We start from the raw sequence: 17,857 nt of genomic DNA, 5'->3' as shown, positions 1-17,857 counted from the left end.
ATGCGCCGTCCCAAACCGTTCCTTCTGGCCCTTTGTTGCCTTGCGCTGACGCTCGGCGGCTGTGCTTCGTCCAAAGCGACCATCGGCGGCGCAGCCGGCCTGACGGTCGTGGAGTCCTCCGAACTGCCGGCACCCACCGTCGCCGACCTGTCGGCCAATGACCGGCCCTATCGCCTTGGTCCGTTCGACGTGCTGACAATCGACGTCTTCGGGGCTGAGGAACTGTCCAAGAAAGAAATCCAGGTCGATGCCAGCGGCCGCATGACCTTTCCCTTGATCGGCACTCTCGAGGTGGCTGGCAAGACACCTGAAGAAGTCGGCATCATGATGGCCGACCGCTTCCGTGGCCGTTTCATCCGCGACCCTCAGGTGACCGTGAACCTGAAGGAAATCGTCAGCCAGACCGTGACCATCACGGGCGAGGTCAAGAAAGCCGGCGTCTACCCGATCGTCGGCCGGATGACGCTGATGACCGCGATTGCCTCTGCGGAAGGTTGGACCGAATATTCGCAGAAGGGCGAGGTCGTGCTCCGCCGCCGTGTCGGGGGGCAGGAATACGCTGCACTTTACGACGTTCGTGCGATCGAAAAGGGCCAGTATCCCGATCCGGAGGTCTATGCCAGCGACCTCGTCGTGGTCGGCAATTCCGAAAGCCGCCGCATCTTCCGTGATTTCCTTGCAGCCACTCCGCTGCTGGCCCCGGTCGTCCTGCTCCTGCAGGGCAGCAATTGAGGCGCATGACCAGACATGTCGACTAACCCGATCCAGACGTTGAATTTCCAGCAGGCGCAGCCGCTTCGCAGCGATGGCCGCGACGAAACGGAAGAGCATACCTTCAACGTGCCGCCCGTGCTGGTGCAGTACTGGCACACCGTGGTCCGGTGGCGCTGGCTCATGGCGGCTATCGTCCTTGCCTGTTTGCTGATCGGGCTGGTCGCGACGCTGCTGATGGCGCCGTTGTACACGGCCAATGTGCAGCTGCAGATCGACCGGCAGCAAAAGCAGATCACCAATGTCGAAGGCCTCGAGGCGGAATTGCCGGGGCAGGACATGGAATTCTACGCGACGCAATACGAACTCCTGGCCGCGCGTCCGCTGGCGGAACGTGTGGCGACCGAATTGCGTCTCTACGATAACGATGCATTCCTCGAAGCACACGGGATCGACCCGGGCGCATTCGAGGCCGAAGGCAGCGAGAAGTCCGCCAGGGAACTTTCCGAAGAGCGTAACCGGGCGGTCGTCAACGCGCTGCTCGATTCCGTGGAAGTCGCGCCGATTCGCAATTCCAAGCTGGTCGATGTGAATTATACCAGCCGCGATCCGGAACTCTCGACCCGGATTGCCAACCAATGGGCAACTGCCTTCATCGACCTCAGCATGGAGCGCGAATTTGCCTCCACCTCCGATGCGAGGGCGTTCCTCGAGGAGCGTCTGGAGACCCTTCGCGAACGGCTTGAAGACTCCGAACGACGGGCCGTGCTTTACGCGACCGAAACCGGGATCGTCTCGCTCGACGAAGTGCGCGACGCGAATGGCCGAGCGATCGGCAATCGCACACTGACGGGATCGAATCTGGAACAGCTCGCCCGCGAACTCAACGAGGCTACCGCGGCCCGCATCGAGGCGGAAGCCCGCTCGCGCGCGGCCGGCGGCAACACGTCGGAGGCGGTAACGAGCGCGAGCCTGTCGAACCTGCGGAGCCAGCGGGCCGAAATCGCGGCGGAATATTCGAAGATCCAGGTCCAGTTCGCGCCCGAGTATCCGGCCGTGATCGAGCTCAAGGAACAGCTCGCCTCGATCGATCAGGCCATTGCGGCGGAAACCGCCCGGATCGGCCGGTCGCGTTCGCAGGAATACAGAGAGGCCCTTTCGCGCGAGCGCGAATTGCGCAACCAGGTAGCAACGCTGCGCGACCAGTTGAGCGAGCAGAACAAGGCGAACATCCAGTACGCGATTTTCCAGCGCGACGCGGATACCAACCGCGAACTCTACGACGCACTCCTGCAACGCTACAAGGAAATCGGCGTTGCCGGTACCGTCGGTGTCAACAATATCGCCATTGTCGAACCCGCGATCGTGCCGGTGCGGCCGTCATCGCCGGTCATGCTACTGAACCTCGCAGTTGCACTTCTCCTGGGCGTCGGCCTCGCCGCAGCGACTGCATTCGCACTCGAGCAGATCGACGAGGGTATCCGCGAACCGGGCCAGGTAGAACAGATGCTCAAGCTGCCGCTGCTCGGTCTCACGCCGATGGTCGATGGCGAGAAAGTCCAGGACGAGTTGCAGGACGTCAAGTCGAGCTACTTCGACGCCTATTTCTCCATCCATTCGAGTCTCGCCTTCTCCACCAATCACGGCTTCCCCAAGTCGATTGCCGTTACCAGCACGCGTCCCGGCGAGGGCAAGTCGAGCACCTCCATGGCTCTGGCAACGATTCTCGCGCGCACCGGCAAGAAGGTCCTGCTGGTCGATGCCGACATGCGCTCGCCCTCGATCCATGGGTATTTCGACGCCGTCAACGAGAAGGGCCTGAGCAACTACCTGGCGGGCGACCCCGACTGGGTCAGCCTGGTCAGCGCGGCGCCCAACCCCAACCTGTCGATCATGACGGCCGGCCCCGTCCCGCCGAGCGCGGCCGAACTGCTCAGCGGCAACCGGCTCGAGAAATTCATCGCCGACGCCCTCACCCGCTTCGACCATGTCGTGATCGATAGCCCGCCGGTGCTCGGCATGACGGATGCGCCGCTCATCGCCAACGCGGTGGAAAGCATCGTCTACGTCGTCCAAGCCGGCGGCGCGGCGGTGCGCGGCATCCGTGCTTCGATCAAGCGTATCCAGCAGGTCAATGCGCACCTGTCGGGCGTGGTACTGACCAAGATGGGCAGCCGTGCCAGCGGCTATGGTTATGGCTATGGTTATGGCTACGGCTATGGCTATGGGCAGCGTTACGGCGAGGAAGCGGCCGCAAGCTAGCACCGAGCCATGGCTGTGACCGCATCCCTCCGCACTACCATCCTTGTGGCGATTACAGCCGCGTGCGCGTGGCAGGCCTACCGTTTCGCCCTATTGCCCAACTTGCGGCTGAGCCAGCCCGCGGTCGCGCTGGCGCAGTATCCGGACGATGCATCTGCCCTTTCGCGCGACATCAACAACAGGATCGGCAAGACGGGGAAGTACGCCACCACGCCGGAAGACCGGCAGGCCGCCGTTCGCTCGCTGGTCGACACCCCCCTGTCTCGCAGTTCCTTGCGGATCATCGGGATGGACAAGGCGATGCGCGGATCCGTCGCAGACGCGCGGACCGCGCTGGGTCTGTCCAACCGCATCTCGCGGCGCGACAGTTGGGCCCAGATCTGGCTGCTGGAGAATGCGGCACGCCAAGACGACAGCGAGGCGATCCTCAACCATTACAACGCGGCGCTCGCCGTGACCCCCGAACTCGCGCCCGTCCTGAACCCCATCCTGGTCAAGGCCAGCAGCGACCGTGAGGTTCGCGCGGCCCTGCGCCCGTACCTGTCCAGGGACGCGGCTTGGGCTCCGGGTTTCCTTGCCCTTGCGGCCAAGGACGGCCGGCTCGACGACGTGATGGCCATCGCCAGGCCGGTCACGCGCCAGCTCGGCACCGACCCCTACAAACCCGCCGTCGCCCAGATCCTGCTTCGCCTGGCCGCAGCCGGTGAATGGCCCGAAGCCATGGAACTGGCAAGATCGGTCTGGGACGATTTCGATTCCGCCGCATTCGCGGACGTCTCGCCCAGCGCCGCCTCGGCCGACGAGAGGCTCGGCCCGCTGGCCTGGCAGTTCGGCGATACCGACGGGATCGACGCGACCTTCGCCGCCGGCAAGACCATCGAAGCCCTTCTCTCCCCGCTGGCTCGCGGCACCGTCGCCACCCGCAGCGTTCCGGTCACGCCCGGGCAGAGCTATCAGCTGCGGCATCGCACGCAGTTCGAACGCGGCAGCGAGGGTGTGCGGATCAGCTGGCGGGCGGATTGCCTCGACGCGGCCGGCGCGGCATCGGCAGCGGTCTGGCAGGAAGCGGTGCCGGTCGGCTTCGGCCCCAGTGTTTTCGAGCGCGGTTTCACTGCCCCTGCCGGCTGCAATCTGCTGTCCCTGACCCTCTCGGCGACCGGACCGGATGGCCAGACCGCGTCCGTGGTACGGATTACCAACCTGGAAATGCGGCCGCGCGGCTGAGCGGGCCCGCCGGCGCCGCTACTTCGCGCCGATCCCGCTGACGATGACCCGCAGCGTCTTCAGGGCGATGAGGATATCCAGCCAGAGCGACAGGTTCTTGACATAGTAGAAGTCGAACCGGAGTTTGGTGTGAACGTCGTCGATACCGGCGACATGACCCTGGTTGACCTGGGCCCAGCCGGTAATTCCCGGCCGCACGATGTGCCGGTAGGCATAGAACGGTATCTCGGCCTCGTACCAGTCGGCCAGCGCACGCGCTTCCGGACGCGGCCCGATCCAGCTCATGTCGCCCTTGAGGATGTTCCAGACCTGCGGCAATTCGTCGAGCCGCGTCTTGCGCAGAAAGCCGCCCACGCGGGTAATCCGGTCGTCGCTATCGCGCGTGATGGCATCATCACGCCGGGCATCGTCATGGTCCGACACGACACGCTCGCGCATGGTGCGGAACTTGACCATGGTGAAATTCTCGCCGCGGTAGCCGAGCCGTTCCTGCCGGAAGATAATGGGGCCCGCACCGTCCATCCGGATGAGCAGCGCGATGATCGCCATCAGGGGCAGGAGGACCGGCATCAGCACCATCGCCCCGGCGATGTCGATCGCGCGCTTGACGGTGCGATAGGGCAAGTTGGGGATCAGCGACCCGAGATCATTCTCGCGCAAGTGGTTGATCCGCACTTCGCCGGTCAGTTCCTCCTCTATCAGCCGATAGTGATAGACCGGCACCCCGCTCAATGCCGCACGGGCAATGGCCCGTTCCCATTCCGGTGCCTTTTCGTCGTGCAGGTCTGCCACAACCGAGCCGGTGACGAGCTTCCTTGCGATGAGGTCATTGAGCTCGTCGGCAGAACCGAGTTGGAGGAACCCCTGCCTCCCGAGTATGGAACCAATGTCGCCACCGGGAACAATGTAGTGGCGCAAGTTGGGATTGGCGTGTCGAATCCGCGCGGTAACCAGGTAGCTGACCGCGAGAGTCGCGAATGCGCACGGAAGAAGCAGGGTCCAGGAAAAACCGGTCCGCGCCAGGGCATTCAGGCCAAGGACGGTGCCGAAGGTGATGACATTGACAGGCAGCACGTAGGAAAGCAGTCGTGCCCGCGCATAGCTCCGCAACCGTCCGAGCGCATACCAGGTCAGCAAGTTCGCCAGCACAATCTGGTACAGGGACCAGTCGGCCAGAACGGACACGAAATCAAGCGAGCGGACAAGCAACCATGCAACCGTCGGGCCGATAGCGCCGACGGAGAGGTACAGCACAAGCTGGATGGGAACTGTCAATACCGGGCCAGGTCGGGCCGAAGCTACTCGCATGGGTGGACGTGTCATCGCGAACCCTTGCAATCCAAGCGCATCATCCGTCCTTGCCTCAAATCCTTGACTGCCCTGCCTCGCGCTTACCGACGCGGCCCCTATGGCTCGGTTTTCTCATTCCGCCGGCCAAGAGCGCGCTTACTCGGTCTGCAGTCGTTCGTGAAGGTATTTGAGAAACCCCGATCGGGCAGCCTGCTCATTTGACCGCGTCTGATCGCTATAGATTTCGGCCACGACACAGGATTGCACGAAGACCGGCATTTTTCGGGTTTTGCCCGTCGAGGTAAGGCGATAAAGGCTCCAGCCGAAACAGCCTGGAGCCGTCTGGCGACCGACTAGCCGGACTGATCGACATTACAAGCTGCATGGGGGTGTCTCGCCACCACGGCTCGGTCTGAACCTGAATGAGCGCTTTTGTGACGGATTTGCCCTTATTGCTCGTGCCCAAGCGCTTCGGCGATGCCCGCGGCTGGTTCAGTGAAAGCTACAGCCGTCGCTGGCTGCTGGAACACGGGATCGATATAGATTTCGTGCAGGACAACCAGTCCTATTCCGCTGCTAGCGGAACGCTCAGGGGCCTGCATTTCCAGACACCTCCGCACTCGCAGGCCAAGCTGGTGCGGTGCCTTGTCGGGGCGATCTGGGATGTCGCCGTAGATATCCGTTTGGGTTCACCGACGTTCGGCCAATGGGTCGCAGCGGAGTTGAGCGCCGAGGGCGGCGAGCAGCTCTATGTCCCGGTCGGATTTGCGCACGGCTTCCTCACACTGGCGCCCGATGTGGAAGTGGCCTACAAGACGTCCGACTATTACGCCCCCGATTGCGACGGCGGGCTGGCCTGGGACGATCCAGACATCGGGATAAGCTGGCCGCTATATGGTGCGGAGCCGGTATTGTCTGACAAGGACAGGCGAATGGGGCGCCTGGCGGATTTCGCCAGCCCCTTCCTTTACGAAGGCGCACCATTGGCCGAACTCGACCGGAGTATCTGAAACATGTCGTCGCAGCGAATTCTCGTCACCGGAGGTGCCGGTTTCATCGGTTCGGCAGTTATCCGTCAACTTGTCGGCCAGACCTATGCCGTCGTCTGCAATGTCGATAAACTCACCTATGCCGGCAACCTGGCATCGCTCGTTTCCGTATCCGGGAGCGATCGTTATCGCTTCGAACAGATCGATATCTGCGACAGGGGAGCGATCGAAGGCCTGTTGTCCGATTTCAGGCCCGACACCATCATGCATCTCGCGGCGGAAAGCCATGTCGACCGTTCGATCGACGGCCCGGCCGAATTCATGCGAACGAACATTCTCGGCACTTTCACGCTGCTCGACTGCGCAACTTCCTATTGGCGCGGTCTCGAGCGGCATCGTCGCGACGGCTTCCGGTTCCATCACATCTCAACCGACGAAGTGTTCGGCTCGCTCGGTGCCGAGGGGTATTTTACCGAGCATACAGCCTACGATCCCCGGTCGCCGTACTCCGCATCGAAAGCATCCAGCGACCATTTGGCTCGGGCATGGTTTCATACCCACGGGCTGCCGGTCGTGGTCACCAATTGTTCGAACAACTATGGACCGTTCCACTTTCCCGAAAAGCTTATCCCGCTTGTCATCCTGAAAGCCATCGGCGGACAGGACCTTCCGGTCTATGGCGACGGTTCGAACGTACGGGACTGGCTGCATGTCGAAGATCATGCGCGCGCCCTGAGATTGGTCGCCACCAGCGGTACACCGGGCGAGACCTACTGTATCGGCGGTCGCTCCGAACGCACGAATTTGCAGGTCGTCCATGCGATTTGCGATGAGTTGGACGCGCTGCGCCCCCGTACCGACGGGCACTCGTACAGAGACCAGATAACCTTCGTGAACGATCGGCCGGGACATGACTTTCGCTACGCAATCGATGCATCGAAGATCGAGCGCGAACTCGGATGGGTCCCGCTAGAAACCTTCGAAACGGGCATAGCCTCGACCGTGAGGTGGTACCTCGAAAACGAACAGTGGTGGGCGGCGATACAGGACGGCTCCTACAGCGGGCAAAGGCTCGGCCTGGCGAATGCCTGATCGTTGGCTGGTTACGGGCGGGACCGGGCAGGTCGGCAAGGCGTTGTCGCGCTTGCCGCTGAAAGGGATCGAGATTGCGGCGCCGACACGCGCGGAGCTCGATCTCGCGCGCTTGCCGGATGATCTCTCGCCATTCTTGGACGGGGTCTCCGCCATAATCAATTGCGGTGCCTACACGGCCGTCGACAGGGCCGAGGAAGAACCCGCGCTGGCCCATAGCGTCAATGCCGCTGCGCCCGGGCGACTGGCAGACGCTGCAGCACGTGCGGACATACCCTTCATCCATGTCTCGACGGATTATGTCTTTCCTCCTGACCGGTCGGGACCGTGGTCGCCGGACGAAACGCCCGCGCCTGCCAGCGTCTACGGCGTAACCAAGTTAAAGGGCGAACAGGCGGTTCGAAGTTCCGGAGTGCGCCATGCCATAATCCGGACTGCCTGGGTCATCAGCGCTGACGGAAGGAATTTCCTGAAAACCATGCTGGCCCTTGGCGCACAACACTCGACCCTGCGCGTGGTGGCGGACCAGCATGGCTCTCCGACCCACGCAGGAGACCTTGCGAACGCCTTGTCGGCAGTGGCATTGGCAATGACGAAGGAGTCGAAGTTCGAATCCGGAACATGGCATTGTACCAATGCCGGCAACACGACCTGGCACGGCCTCGCGAGTTGTATCTTCGAAAACGCTTCGGCGCGCGGCATGCCGGTACCGAGGGAAGTTTTGCCAATCCCGACGCAGGATTATCCTACCCCGGCACGCCGCCCGATGGACTCGCGCCTCGACTGTAGCACGCTGCAACGGGATTTCGGGCTGACGCTGCGGCCCTGGCAAGAGGCGGTCGGGGAGACTGTCGGTATCCTGGCCGGCAAGGGTGCGCCGGCATGAACGTCCGCAAACCCGAACCTGGTTCTGCAATCGGCGAACGTAGCTTGGGAAGGTCCGAACGCTACGCCGAAATTGCTGTTCGCGCCGGCAGGAAATCGCCATAGCGGCGCCAAGACAAGCTGACCTCCCTTCAAGATTGAAATCCGAATGGAACTAGATGTGCAAGACCAGAAGAAAGTAGCTCTCATCACCGGCATTACCGGCCAGGACGGTTCTTATCTGGCCGAACTGCTGCTCGAGAAAGGCTATGTCGTTCACGGCATCAAGCGTCGCGGCAGCCTGTTCAACACCCAGCGCATCGACCAGATCTACGAGGATCCGCATGTCGAGGGGGCAAACTTCAAGCTGCACTACGGCGACCTGACCGACACGAGCAATCTCGTTCGCATTGTTCAGGAAATCCAGCCCGACGAGATCTATAATCTCGGCGCCATGAGCCACGTCGCAGTGAGCTTCGAAAGCCCCGAATACACAGCCGACGTCGATGCGATGGGGACACTTCGCCTGCTCGAGGCAATCCGTATTCTTGGACTGGAGAAAAAGACCCGCTTCTATCAGGCCAGCACCAGCGAACTCTACGGATTGGTGCAGGAAATCCCGCAGAAGGAAACCACGCCTTTCTATCCGCGCAGCCCTTACGCCGTGGCCAAACTCTATTCCTACTGGATCGTTGTGAACTATCGCGAAGCCTATGGGATCTTCGCCTGCAACGGCATCCTGTTCAATCATGAGAGCCCGCGGCGCGGCGAAACCTTCGTGACCCGCAAGATCACGCGCGGCCTTGCGAACATTGCGCAGGGTCTCGAGAAGGAATTGTACATGGGCAATCTCGATGCCTTGCGGGACTGGGGGCACGCCAAGGACTATGTCCGGATGCAGTGGATGATGCTGCAGCAGGATGAGCCGGAAGACTTCGTCATCGCCACCGGCGTCCAGCATTCCGTGCGCGATTTCATCCGCTGGAGCGCCGAAGAATTGGGTATCGGCCTGCGGTTCGAAGGCACCGGGATAGACGAAATTGCGATAGTGGACACGATCACAGGAGATGACGCACCCGCGGTGAAGGTCGGCGATGTGGTCGTAAGGATCGATCCGCGTTATTTCCGCCCCACCGAGGTCGAAACACTCCTGGGCGATCCGGCCAAGGCCAAGGCCAAGCTCGGCTGGGTTCCGGAAATCACCGCTCAGGAAATGTGCAATGAGATGGTCGCTGCCGACCTCGCGGAAGCGAAGCGTCAGGCACTGTTGAAGAGCCATGGGTTCAAGATTCCGGTTAGTCGTGAAAATTGATCGCACAGGGCAGTTTTGCCATCTGCGAGGGGCGGGGAAGCCATGGCCTGTATGGACGACATGTGCGGGCTTGGGAGCGCGGGTCCGGCAGGCCGCGGACTGCCCTTGAGACATCGATGATATGTTGATGCCCCTGCGTAATCGATTGGCCTATCTGCGCATCAGGCCCTTCAAGGGAGACACCGAGGAGGTGCGCACGGCCGAACGTTACCGGCGGGCATTGTGGACGCTGATCGCGAGCGTCCTTGCCCGTGCCATCGGTCTCGTGACGATGATACTTTCGATCAATCTCACCGTGCCTTACTTGGGGGAAGAGCGTTTCGGCGCGTGGATGACGATTTCCAGCCTTGCGGCAATGCTGTCGTTCCTGGATCTGGGCATCGGCAACGCCCTGACCAATCGTGTGGCGCTGGCCGCAACTGATCCCGAAGATGCCAAGCTGAAGGCAGCCATCAGTGGCGGGCTCGGGGTTCTATTCATGGTTTCGCTGCTTGTCGGACTCGGCATGACCGTGGCAGCAGATGTCGTCGATTGGCGTGCCTTGCTGAAACTGCAGAGCGAGGCGCTGGTGGCCGAAGTCGGCCTGGCCGCTACCGTATTCGCCTTCCTGTTCGCCGCCATGACCTTCGCCAATGGCGTGGGGAGGACATTCCACGGCATGCAACGCGGCTTCGAAGTTCACATTGCGACTGCGATCGGATCGCTTGCCAGTCTTGTCGCGGTTTACGTCTTCGCCCAACGGCAAGCCGGAATTCCGGTGCTTCTCGTTTGCATGCTGGCCGGTCCGATCCTTGCGCAACTCGCCCTGCTTGTCCGGCTGCGGTTCGAAAAACTCTTCGATATTCCGCAAACCGCGCGGTTTGCGCGGTCGGAGGCGGGCGTCCTGTTGCGCGGTGGGAGCCTGTTCTTCCTGCTACAGATCGGCACAATGGTCGGATGGGGTGCAGATTCCCTGATCATCGCCAATGCCGTCGGGACCGGTGCCGTTGCCGCTTTCGCGGTTATCCAGCGCCTCACTTTCCTGGTCGCCCAGCCGCTCGCGATGATCAATGCGCCGCTCTGGTCCGCGTATGCGGATGCCAGTTTTCGCAAGGAGCACCGGTTCATTCGCAAGACATTGAAGCGAAGCTTTGGGGTTTCTCTTTTGGTGTCCGCCGCAGGTGCCATCATGATCATCCTGTTCGGCAAGGACATCATAGATTACTGGACGAGCGGCGAGGTGACACCCGCTCAGTCGCTTATTGCTGTCATGGCCGTCTGGATGATCCTCGAATGCACCGGCAATGCCTTCGGAATTTTCCTCAACGGCATCGGTGTCGTAATACAGCAGGTCTGGGTTGTGGCACTGTTCGTCATTTGCGCATTGCCGCTCAAGCTATGGCTGGCTGCGACGTCGGGTGCATTCGGCGTGGTGCTGGCAGGCATCATCGCCTATCTGGCAGTCACATGCCTCGGCTACGGATTGGTTTTCCGCCGGGACATCGAAGAGAAAGTTGCATGACAAGCGAACATTGCCGTGTGTGCGGGACATCCGTGGCGGATCCGAAGTTTGAGGCGCAGATCTTCGGCCGTCGGGTCAATTACTTCGAATGCGACGTGTGCCGTTATGTTCAGACCGAAAGACCGGACTGGCTCGACCAGGCTTACGAAAGCGCCATAAACGTTTCCGATACCGGCATTCTTCTGCGCAATCGGGCGAATGTCGGGATCGTGCTGGCCACCCTTTCGTGCCTCAAGGCTCGATCGGGCAAGGTCGTCGACTGCGCCGGAGGGTACGGTGTCCTGGTTCGCCTGCTGCGCGATGCCGGCGTGGAAGCACTGTGGTCTGACCCCTATTGCCAGAACCTGTTCGCTCTCGGCTTCGAGCATGACGGCGGGCACGCCGATCTCGTCACCGCATTCGAGGCATTCGAGCATTTCGTCGAGCCCATGGAAGATATCGGCAAATTGTTCACCGTGGCGCCGAACCTGCTTGTTTCGACCGAGCTGGCCCCCGAGCCGACCCCCAAGCCGCACGAATGGTGGTACTATGGCCTCGATCACGGCCAGCACATCGGGTTCTTCCGGCTCGCCACGCTCGAATGGATTGCGCGTCGTCTCGGCAAGCACCTGGTGAGCGACGGCAGAAATTATCACCTTTTCAGCGACAAGAAGGTAAGCGCGACCCAATGGCAGATGGCCTGTCGTTTGGCCGGCCGCCTGCCGTTCGTCTTTTCTCGCGGCTTGCCGTCCAAGGTCTGGACCGACTTTGAACGGATGAGCCAACAGAAAGGCGGGTGACGACATGAAATTCGGCGAGCCAGAATGATGCAGACCCCTATCGACAGGCACGCGCTGATCTGCGGCATCGGCGGGCAAGATGGCGCTTATCTCGCCAGGCTTTTGCTCGACAAGGGCTATCGCGTTACCGGGACATCGCGCGATATCAGTTTCCAGACATTTCACGGCCTTTCGGCGATGGGCGTGAGGGAAGATGTATCGCTCGTGTCGATGTCGCTGACTGACTTCGGCAGTGTCTTGTCGACCCTGTCGAACGTCAAGCCGGACGAGATATACAATCTGGCCGGCCAGTCGTCAGTCAGCCTCTCCTTCGAGCAACCGGTCGACACCATGGAGAGCATTGCGATCGGAACGCTGAACCTGCTCGAGGCAATCCGTTTCGTCGGTCTTCCGATCCGGTTCTACAACGCAGGCTCGAGCGAGTGCTTTGGCGATACCGGAGGCGTGAAGGCGACGGAGACTACTCCATTCCGACCGCGCAGCCCTTACGCTGTGGCCAAAGCCTGTGCCCACAACCTCGTGGCGAATTACCGCGAAGCCTACGGATTGCATGCCAGTACCGGCATATTGTTCAACCACGAATCCCCGCTGCGCCCCGAACGCTTCGTAACGCAAAAGGTGATTTACGGAGCGGCCCGGATCGCAGCCGGCGAACAGGCGTCGCTGCAGCTCGGCAATCTGTCGATCTACCGGGACTGGGGCTGGGCTCCGGACTATGTGGATGCAATGTGGCGGATGCTGCAGCAGGACAGCCCTGCCGACTTCGTCATCGCGACCGGTACGACTGTATCGCTTGAAGATTTCGTGAACCTTGCCTTCCGGTTTTTCGGTCTCGACTGGCGGGAGTATGTGCATCAGGACAACGCGCTCCTGCGCCCTTCGGACATATCCTATGGTGCTGCCGATCCAGCACTTGCGGAAAGCCGTCTGGGGTGGAAGGCCATGGTGTCGGTGGAAGAGATGGTCGCCCGGATGTGCCAAGCCGCTGTAGAAAGGCTCGGTCGCAGCCGCCACCATGCATAGAATCGTTTACGACCACCGCATTTTCACCGCACAGAAATATGGTGGGATATCCCGCTATTTTTGCGAGCTTGCCGAGCGCATGGACGGCTTGGCGGGCCTCTCTTCGCTCATTGTGGCTCCGCTGCACGGCAATGCCTACCTGCCCGACTGCAAGGCGCCTCAATGGGCGATGCCCTTGCCGGGCAGCCTCGGCTCCGGCGGACGCGCCGGTCGGGTTGCCAATCGCCTTGCCTCGCCCTTGCTCGAAGCAGTCGCCCGTCCATCGCTGGTGCACCACACCTATTACTCTCAGGGATCGCGCACCAAGGCGAGGACACCGTCTGTCCTGACCGTATTCGACATGATCCACGAACTTTTCCCGGCGGATTTCCCGGCGGCAGACCCCACGTCGATCTGGAAACGCGCCAATGTGGCCGCCGCCGACCATGTGATCTGTATTTCGCATTCGACCGCGCGTGACCTGCAGGATCTGTGCGATGTCCCGGCAGACAAGATTACCGTCACCCACCTGGCCTGCTCGGAAGTCTTTGCCGAGCCACCCCTTCCCGACGAAACGTCGCCGCATGGCCGCCCCTATGTTCTCTATGTGGGAAATCGCGGGGGCTACAAGAATTTCGAGAACGCCGTCAGGGCCTACGCCATGTCGGAACGGTTGCGCCGCGAGTTCGATTTCGTGGCGTTCGGTGGAAGTCCGCGGCCCGATGCGGCTGAACTCGCCCTGTTGGACAGCCTGGCGCTGCCGGCCACGAGCATAGTGCGCCTGGGCGGATCCGACGACGACTTGGCGCGCGCTTACCGGCATGCACGGGTGTTCATCTACCCGTCGCGCTACGAGGGGTTCGGCATCCCGCCGCTAGAGGCGATGACCGCCGGTGGGATCGTGGCCTGTTCGCGCGCCAGCTCCATCCCGGAGGTCGTCGGCGACGCCGCGCTGATGTTCGATCCCGACGATGTCGACGACATATGCAGGCAACTCGAAACCGCCTGCTTCGACGAGGCCGAACGAGCCGTGCTGAAAACGCGCAGCGAGGCCCAGGCGCGGCGGTTTTCATGGGATCGGTGCGCGCGGGAGACCGCCGACGCTTACCGCGAGCTGCTGGCATGAAAGGCGACGGACAGCCTTCCGGCCCCGCACGGGCGGATGCGGCGGCGCACCTGACTACGGGCGCCGGGAGCTCGAAGGGGGTGGAAAATCCTCTGGTATCCATCGTCACGGTCACCTTCAACGACCTCGAAGCATTGCGAGAAACGATCAAAAGCGTTCGCTGTCAGGACTTCCCCGATATGGAGTTGCTGGTTATCGATGGCGCATCCCGAGACGGCACCCGCGAGTTTCTCGAAGCGCTCGATATGCCGAAGCTGCGTTGGATAAGTGAACCGGACGGCGGCATCTACGATGCCATGAACAAGGGATTGAGGCTGGCCCGCGGAGAATACGTGTACTTCCTCAACGCCGGCGATTCCTTGCTGGAGCCGACCTCGATGAGCAGGATTGCAGAACTCCTGATCGAACGACCGGCCTTGCTCATGAACAAGGTGCGCGTGATGAAGGACAGCGCGTTCGCGACCTATCCTACGACGGACCACGCGGCAAATGCCAGGTCGGCCTTTCAATCTGCGTATTGCCATCAAGCCGCAGTGGCGCAGCGAGCAGCCTATCTGGCTGCCGGCGGGTTCGATTTGAGTTATCCGCATTTCGCCGACTTCAAGGCGCTATGGACTATTCGGTCGGCCCACCCGGACAGGTACCGGCAAACCACTCTCGAGATCGCAGATTTTGATCTCAATGGTGTATCCAGCGATTGGCGGCACTCCGTGAAACTGGCAGCCGAAAGAGAGCGTCTGCTCCGCGAACTGGGCGAGGGAAGTTCATTCATCGCGCATTCGTTGCGTTTGTTGCACGCATGGCTCTACATGGTGCGTATGTCGATCAGGCAGAGGCTGACGTAATGCACATTATCGAGGCATTCTATCCTCTCGACGTCTTTCGAGCGATGTTCATCAGCGCCGTCGCGCTCATGCTTCTCAAACGGACCGGGGTGATCCACAGCTATCTTCACCCCATGACGCCGGCCTACTTCCAGGTCACATTCACCTTGGGTCTGCTCGCCATCACCGACCTGCCGTTCGGCCATGTCGTTTCGATACTGGTATTCTTCCTGATCGTGCAGCAGGTTCTGACGAAATTTGCCGCCCGGATGAATTCGATGGCGAATTCGGCAAAAAATACAGCCTCTTGGGAACGAGCGATACCCTACATCATTGCCCTTTCGGTCGCGGTCAATGCCTATCTCGCCTACAACAAGGGGCTGCTGATCTTCGCCGAGGAAGGGGTCAAGGCCAGGCAGGAATTCTACCAAGGCTGGGGAATATTCCAGAGGCTGAACGTCGTATTTTCCGTGGTCCTTGCCGCCCATTGGGCTCGTGCCTTCGTACAGGGCAACGGATTGAAACCCACGAATATCCTGCTGCTGTTCTGGACCTGTTTTGTCATCTTGTCCTTGGGCTCAAAGGCGGGATTGCTCGCTCTTCTCACGTCTGTGGGCGCCGCAATGTATTTCAGCAGCTTCAGGATTTCGATTGGCAGGATCTCCGCAATCACGCTTGTAGGCGCCGCCAGCGTTTTCGCGATGTTCTATGCAATCTTTGGTATAGATTACGTAGATCAGTTCACCCTGCGATTCATGGCCTTTGCCGATGGACCCTTCTATTATTTCAACTTCGAAAATCCTATCAGGGTTTCTTTTTCCTACCCAATCCAGCAGCTTCTGGTCGCGCTCAGGATTCAACCGGCACTAGCTGAGCCAAGTCTCGGTCCAGCGATTAACCTTGTGCAATTTAATTTCAACAGCGATATTTACGGCCCAAACCCCCAGATCTATGTCGATTCTACAGCGTTGTTCGGTTCGCTGTACTTTTTCTATTACGTGATCTTGGCCTTGGTAATATCCACGATCATTCGCTCGGTACGAAGCGTTTACGACCTTTGCCTCTATGCAACTGTCGCTGCGCCGATGCTGGTCGATATCCAGTTGGCCTTTTCGAACGTATTCAATCTTGGATTGGCCCTATTTCTGAAACTGGCCTTTGGCGATCGGTTCTTCCTGCAACACTTCCCGGCCGAAAAGATCGATGCGCATTATATATCTCGGGTTTAACGACCCGCGCATCCATGTGCGCGGCACCGAAAACGTCATCAAGGCCCAATCGGAAGCGTCAGCGTCGCCGAGCTACTACATATTCCGCTCGAGAAGCGTCGAAGTGTTTCGCTGGGGCAATCTTGTCGCCATCGGTGTCCCGTTCGGGTTTTTCGCTGCGGCAATCCTGCTACGCCAGCTTGCAGCGCGGATTGGCCGGAAGCATCGTTGCCCAATTGTTTTTCATGGTCACAGCTATCTCCTGTCAGCAATCGCATCGGGGGCGCCACTCGTTTTCACCATTCACGATGGTCTGACCTATCTGAAGCGAAGTGGCGGTGCCCGGTTTCTGCTGCCCTTCAGGATCATCGAGCGCTGGGTTTATCGGAGAGCGCGGTTGATCCACACGATCTCTGATTATGCATGGTCCGAGGCGGAAGGAGGTCGACACCATCGGCACAAGCTGCATCTGATCTACAATACCTTGGCTGCCGAACCTGCGGACGTTCTGCCAGTTGCGACGGCGACGGACCTGCCCGAAGCAGCGCAGTTTCTGGTGGTGAGGGGCATAGAGGAAAGGGCGAACTTCGAACTGGTGTTTCTGTTTGCGGAATACTGCCGCGATCATCTGCCCTTCGCGGTTACGCGCGTAGCCGGCAAGGGACCGCTGCTCGATCTGTACCGGGCACAATGTGAAACCAGGAAGTTGAATAACCTGCTGTTTCTTGGTTACGTCGATGATGCGACGCTTCACGATCTTTACGTGACCGCCGATTGCGTCATCATGCCGGCCCTTTATGGTGAAGGGTTCGGATTGCCGCTGATAGAGGCCTATGCGCGAGGTGTGGCGGCTGTCGGATCCAACGTTTGCGCCGTGCCTGAGATCATCTACTCGCCATCGCTGTTATTCGAAAACGACGTCAGTTCGTTGATTTCCGCAATTCGTGCGGCTCGGACGACGCCTCCCGTCTCCTTTGCGGGGTACTACAAAGAGCGCTTTTCAAAAGAGAAAATCATATCCGATTACAGGCAGTTGTACGGATTATTGCAGTCTTCGGAAAGGTAACGAGTGTCTTTTGGTCAACATCTTGAGCGGCGGGGTATCGGCCAATGCTGATTCGCACTTATGGCTTGCTCGGAATCATCGGGCTGATGATTCACTGGCTACTCACCAAGGCGCGATTCCCTTCCGCCAGGCTCGTGCGCTTCCCGATCCATATCCGGGGCAGGTCGCATATGCGCCTCGGCGCGGGATTGACGACCGGGCGGCACTGTCGGCTGGATGCTTTTCCCCTTGCCGCCAATGGCCCTGTCCTTTTCATCGGCAAGAATGTTCAACTGAACGATTCCGTCCACATTGGGGCCGCCGAGAGGGTCGAGATCGGTAACGACGTACTTATCGCCAGTCGCGTCTTCATTACCGACCACAGCCACGGCAGCTATGACACACCCGACGCGCGAAGCGCACCCGACGTACCACCCGCCGAAAGACCGATCGTAGCCAAGCCAGTGGTGATCGGTGACAGGGTATGGCTCGGCGAGCAGGTGATGGTCCTGCCCGGGGTTTCTATCGGTGCCGGGGCGATCGTCGGCGCGAACTCCGTAGTAACGCGGGATGTGGCACCGGACACAATCGTTGCCGGCAACCCGGCGCGCGAGATCCGACGCTATTC

Annotated in this window: 15 protein-coding genes and 1 pseudogene; 15 read left to right on the top strand and 1 reads right to left on the bottom strand. The window is 60.5% G+C overall.

Translation table 11 applies throughout. The features are described from left to right. From WAB17_RS06500 to WAB17_RS06490, 3 genes are read left to right on the top strand one after another with little or no spacing between them, the layout of a single operon-like run. On the top strand, window positions 1-732 hold the full coding sequence (locus tag WAB17_RS06500) for a polysaccharide biosynthesis/export family protein (RefSeq protein ID WP_435419199.1): 732 nt from the start codon (window positions 1-3) through the stop codon (window positions 730-732). A gap of 15 nt (window positions 733-747) precedes the next feature. Beyond that, entirely contained in the window at window positions 748-2,973 is a 2,226-nt protein-coding gene (locus WAB17_RS06495) for a GumC family protein (RefSeq protein ID WP_435419198.1), read from the top strand. 15 nt (window positions 2,974-2,988) lie between these two features. Continuing rightward, window positions 2,989-4,197: a hypothetical protein gene (locus WAB17_RS06490; protein WP_435419197.1), complete on the top strand. Its 1,209-nt coding sequence runs from the start codon at window positions 2,989-2,991 to the stop codon at window positions 4,195-4,197. Window positions 4,198-4,215: 18 nt separating this feature from the next. Here WAB17_RS06490 and WAB17_RS06485 read toward each other — a convergent pair whose 3' ends face one another. Next, window positions 4,216-5,472, bottom strand: a complete 1,257-nt coding sequence (locus WAB17_RS06485; protein ID WP_435419196.1) for a sugar transferase — start codon at window positions 5,470-5,472, stop codon at window positions 4,216-4,218. A gap of 437 nt (window positions 5,473-5,909) precedes the next feature. On the opposite strand from WAB17_RS06485, the gene rfbC reads away from it, so the two are divergent. From rfbC to WAB17_RS06425, 12 genes and pseudogenes are all read left to right on the top strand, one after another. Next, window positions 5,910-6,497: a dTDP-4-dehydrorhamnose 3,5-epimerase gene (gene rfbC / locus WAB17_RS06480; protein WP_435419195.1), complete on the top strand. Its 588-nt coding sequence runs from the start codon at window positions 5,910-5,912 to the stop codon at window positions 6,495-6,497. A 3-nt stretch (window positions 6,498-6,500) separates the two neighbouring features. Next, window positions 6,501-7,568: a dTDP-glucose 4,6-dehydratase gene (gene rfbB, locus WAB17_RS06475; protein WP_435419194.1), complete on the top strand. Its 1,068-nt coding sequence runs from the start codon at window positions 6,501-6,503 to the stop codon at window positions 7,566-7,568. Next, window positions 7,561-8,454, top strand: a complete 894-nt coding sequence (gene rfbD / locus WAB17_RS06470) for a dTDP-4-dehydrorhamnose reductase (RefSeq protein ID WP_435419193.1) — start codon at window positions 7,561-7,563, stop codon at window positions 8,452-8,454. The genes rfbB and rfbD overlap by 8 nt, the downstream gene beginning before the upstream one ends. A 147-nt stretch (window positions 8,455-8,601) precedes the next feature. Then, a complete protein-coding gene (gmd, locus tag WAB17_RS06465) occupies window positions 8,602-9,744 on the top strand; it encodes a GDP-mannose 4,6-dehydratase (protein ID WP_435419192.1) in 1,143 nt (380 codons plus the stop codon). A gap of 121 nt (window positions 9,745-9,865) precedes the next feature. Next, a complete protein-coding gene (locus WAB17_RS06460) occupies window positions 9,866-11,245 on the top strand; it encodes a lipopolysaccharide biosynthesis protein (RefSeq protein ID WP_435419191.1) in 1,380 nt (459 codons plus the stop codon). A 32-nt stretch (window positions 11,246-11,277) separates the two neighbouring features. Continuing rightward, a complete protein-coding gene (locus WAB17_RS06455) occupies window positions 11,278-12,024 on the top strand; it encodes a class I SAM-dependent methyltransferase (protein WP_435419190.1) in 747 nt (248 codons plus the stop codon). A gap of 24 nt (window positions 12,025-12,048) precedes the next feature. Then, window positions 12,049-13,047, top strand: coding sequence for a GDP-mannose 4,6-dehydratase (locus WAB17_RS06450; protein WP_435419189.1), 999 nt, complete (start codon window positions 12,049-12,051; stop codon window positions 13,045-13,047). Further along, the gene (locus WAB17_RS06445) at window positions 13,040-14,152 is read left to right on the top strand and encodes a glycosyltransferase family 4 protein (protein ID WP_435419188.1); all 1,113 of its coding nucleotides are present in this window, start codon (window positions 13,040-13,042) and stop codon (window positions 14,150-14,152) included. The genes WAB17_RS06450 and WAB17_RS06445 overlap by 8 nt, the downstream gene beginning before the upstream one ends. Further along, window positions 14,149-14,997: a glycosyltransferase gene (locus WAB17_RS06440; RefSeq protein ID WP_435419187.1), complete on the top strand. Its 849-nt coding sequence runs from the start codon at window positions 14,149-14,151 to the stop codon at window positions 14,995-14,997. The genes WAB17_RS06445 and WAB17_RS06440 overlap by 4 nt, the downstream gene beginning before the upstream one ends. Further along, window positions 14,997-16,205 carry a hypothetical protein gene (locus WAB17_RS06435; protein WP_435419186.1) on the top strand — a complete coding sequence of 403 codons (1,209 nt, stop codon included), beginning with the start codon at window positions 14,997-14,999 and terminating at the stop codon, window positions 16,203-16,205. The genes WAB17_RS06440 and WAB17_RS06435 overlap by 1 nt, the downstream gene beginning before the upstream one ends. After that, window positions 16,180-17,250: a glycosyltransferase gene (locus WAB17_RS06430; protein ID WP_435419185.1), complete on the top strand. Its 1,071-nt coding sequence runs from the start codon at window positions 16,180-16,182 to the stop codon at window positions 17,248-17,250. The genes WAB17_RS06435 and WAB17_RS06430 overlap by 26 nt, the downstream gene beginning before the upstream one ends. A 446-nt stretch (window positions 17,251-17,696) precedes the next feature. Continuing rightward, window positions 17,697-17,846 (top strand): annotated as a pseudogene (locus tag WAB17_RS06425) (DapH/DapD/GlmU-related protein); the annotation flags it as partial. Between the last annotated feature and the right edge of the window lie 11 nt (window positions 17,847-17,857).

Source organism: Parerythrobacter aurantius, from assembly GCF_045291475.1.
Lineage (GTDB): Bacteria > Pseudomonadota > Alphaproteobacteria > Sphingomonadales > Sphingomonadaceae > Parerythrobacter > Parerythrobacter aurantius.
Note: the sequence above shows the minus strand (reverse complement) of the source record. Positions and strands in the feature narration are given on the sequence as shown.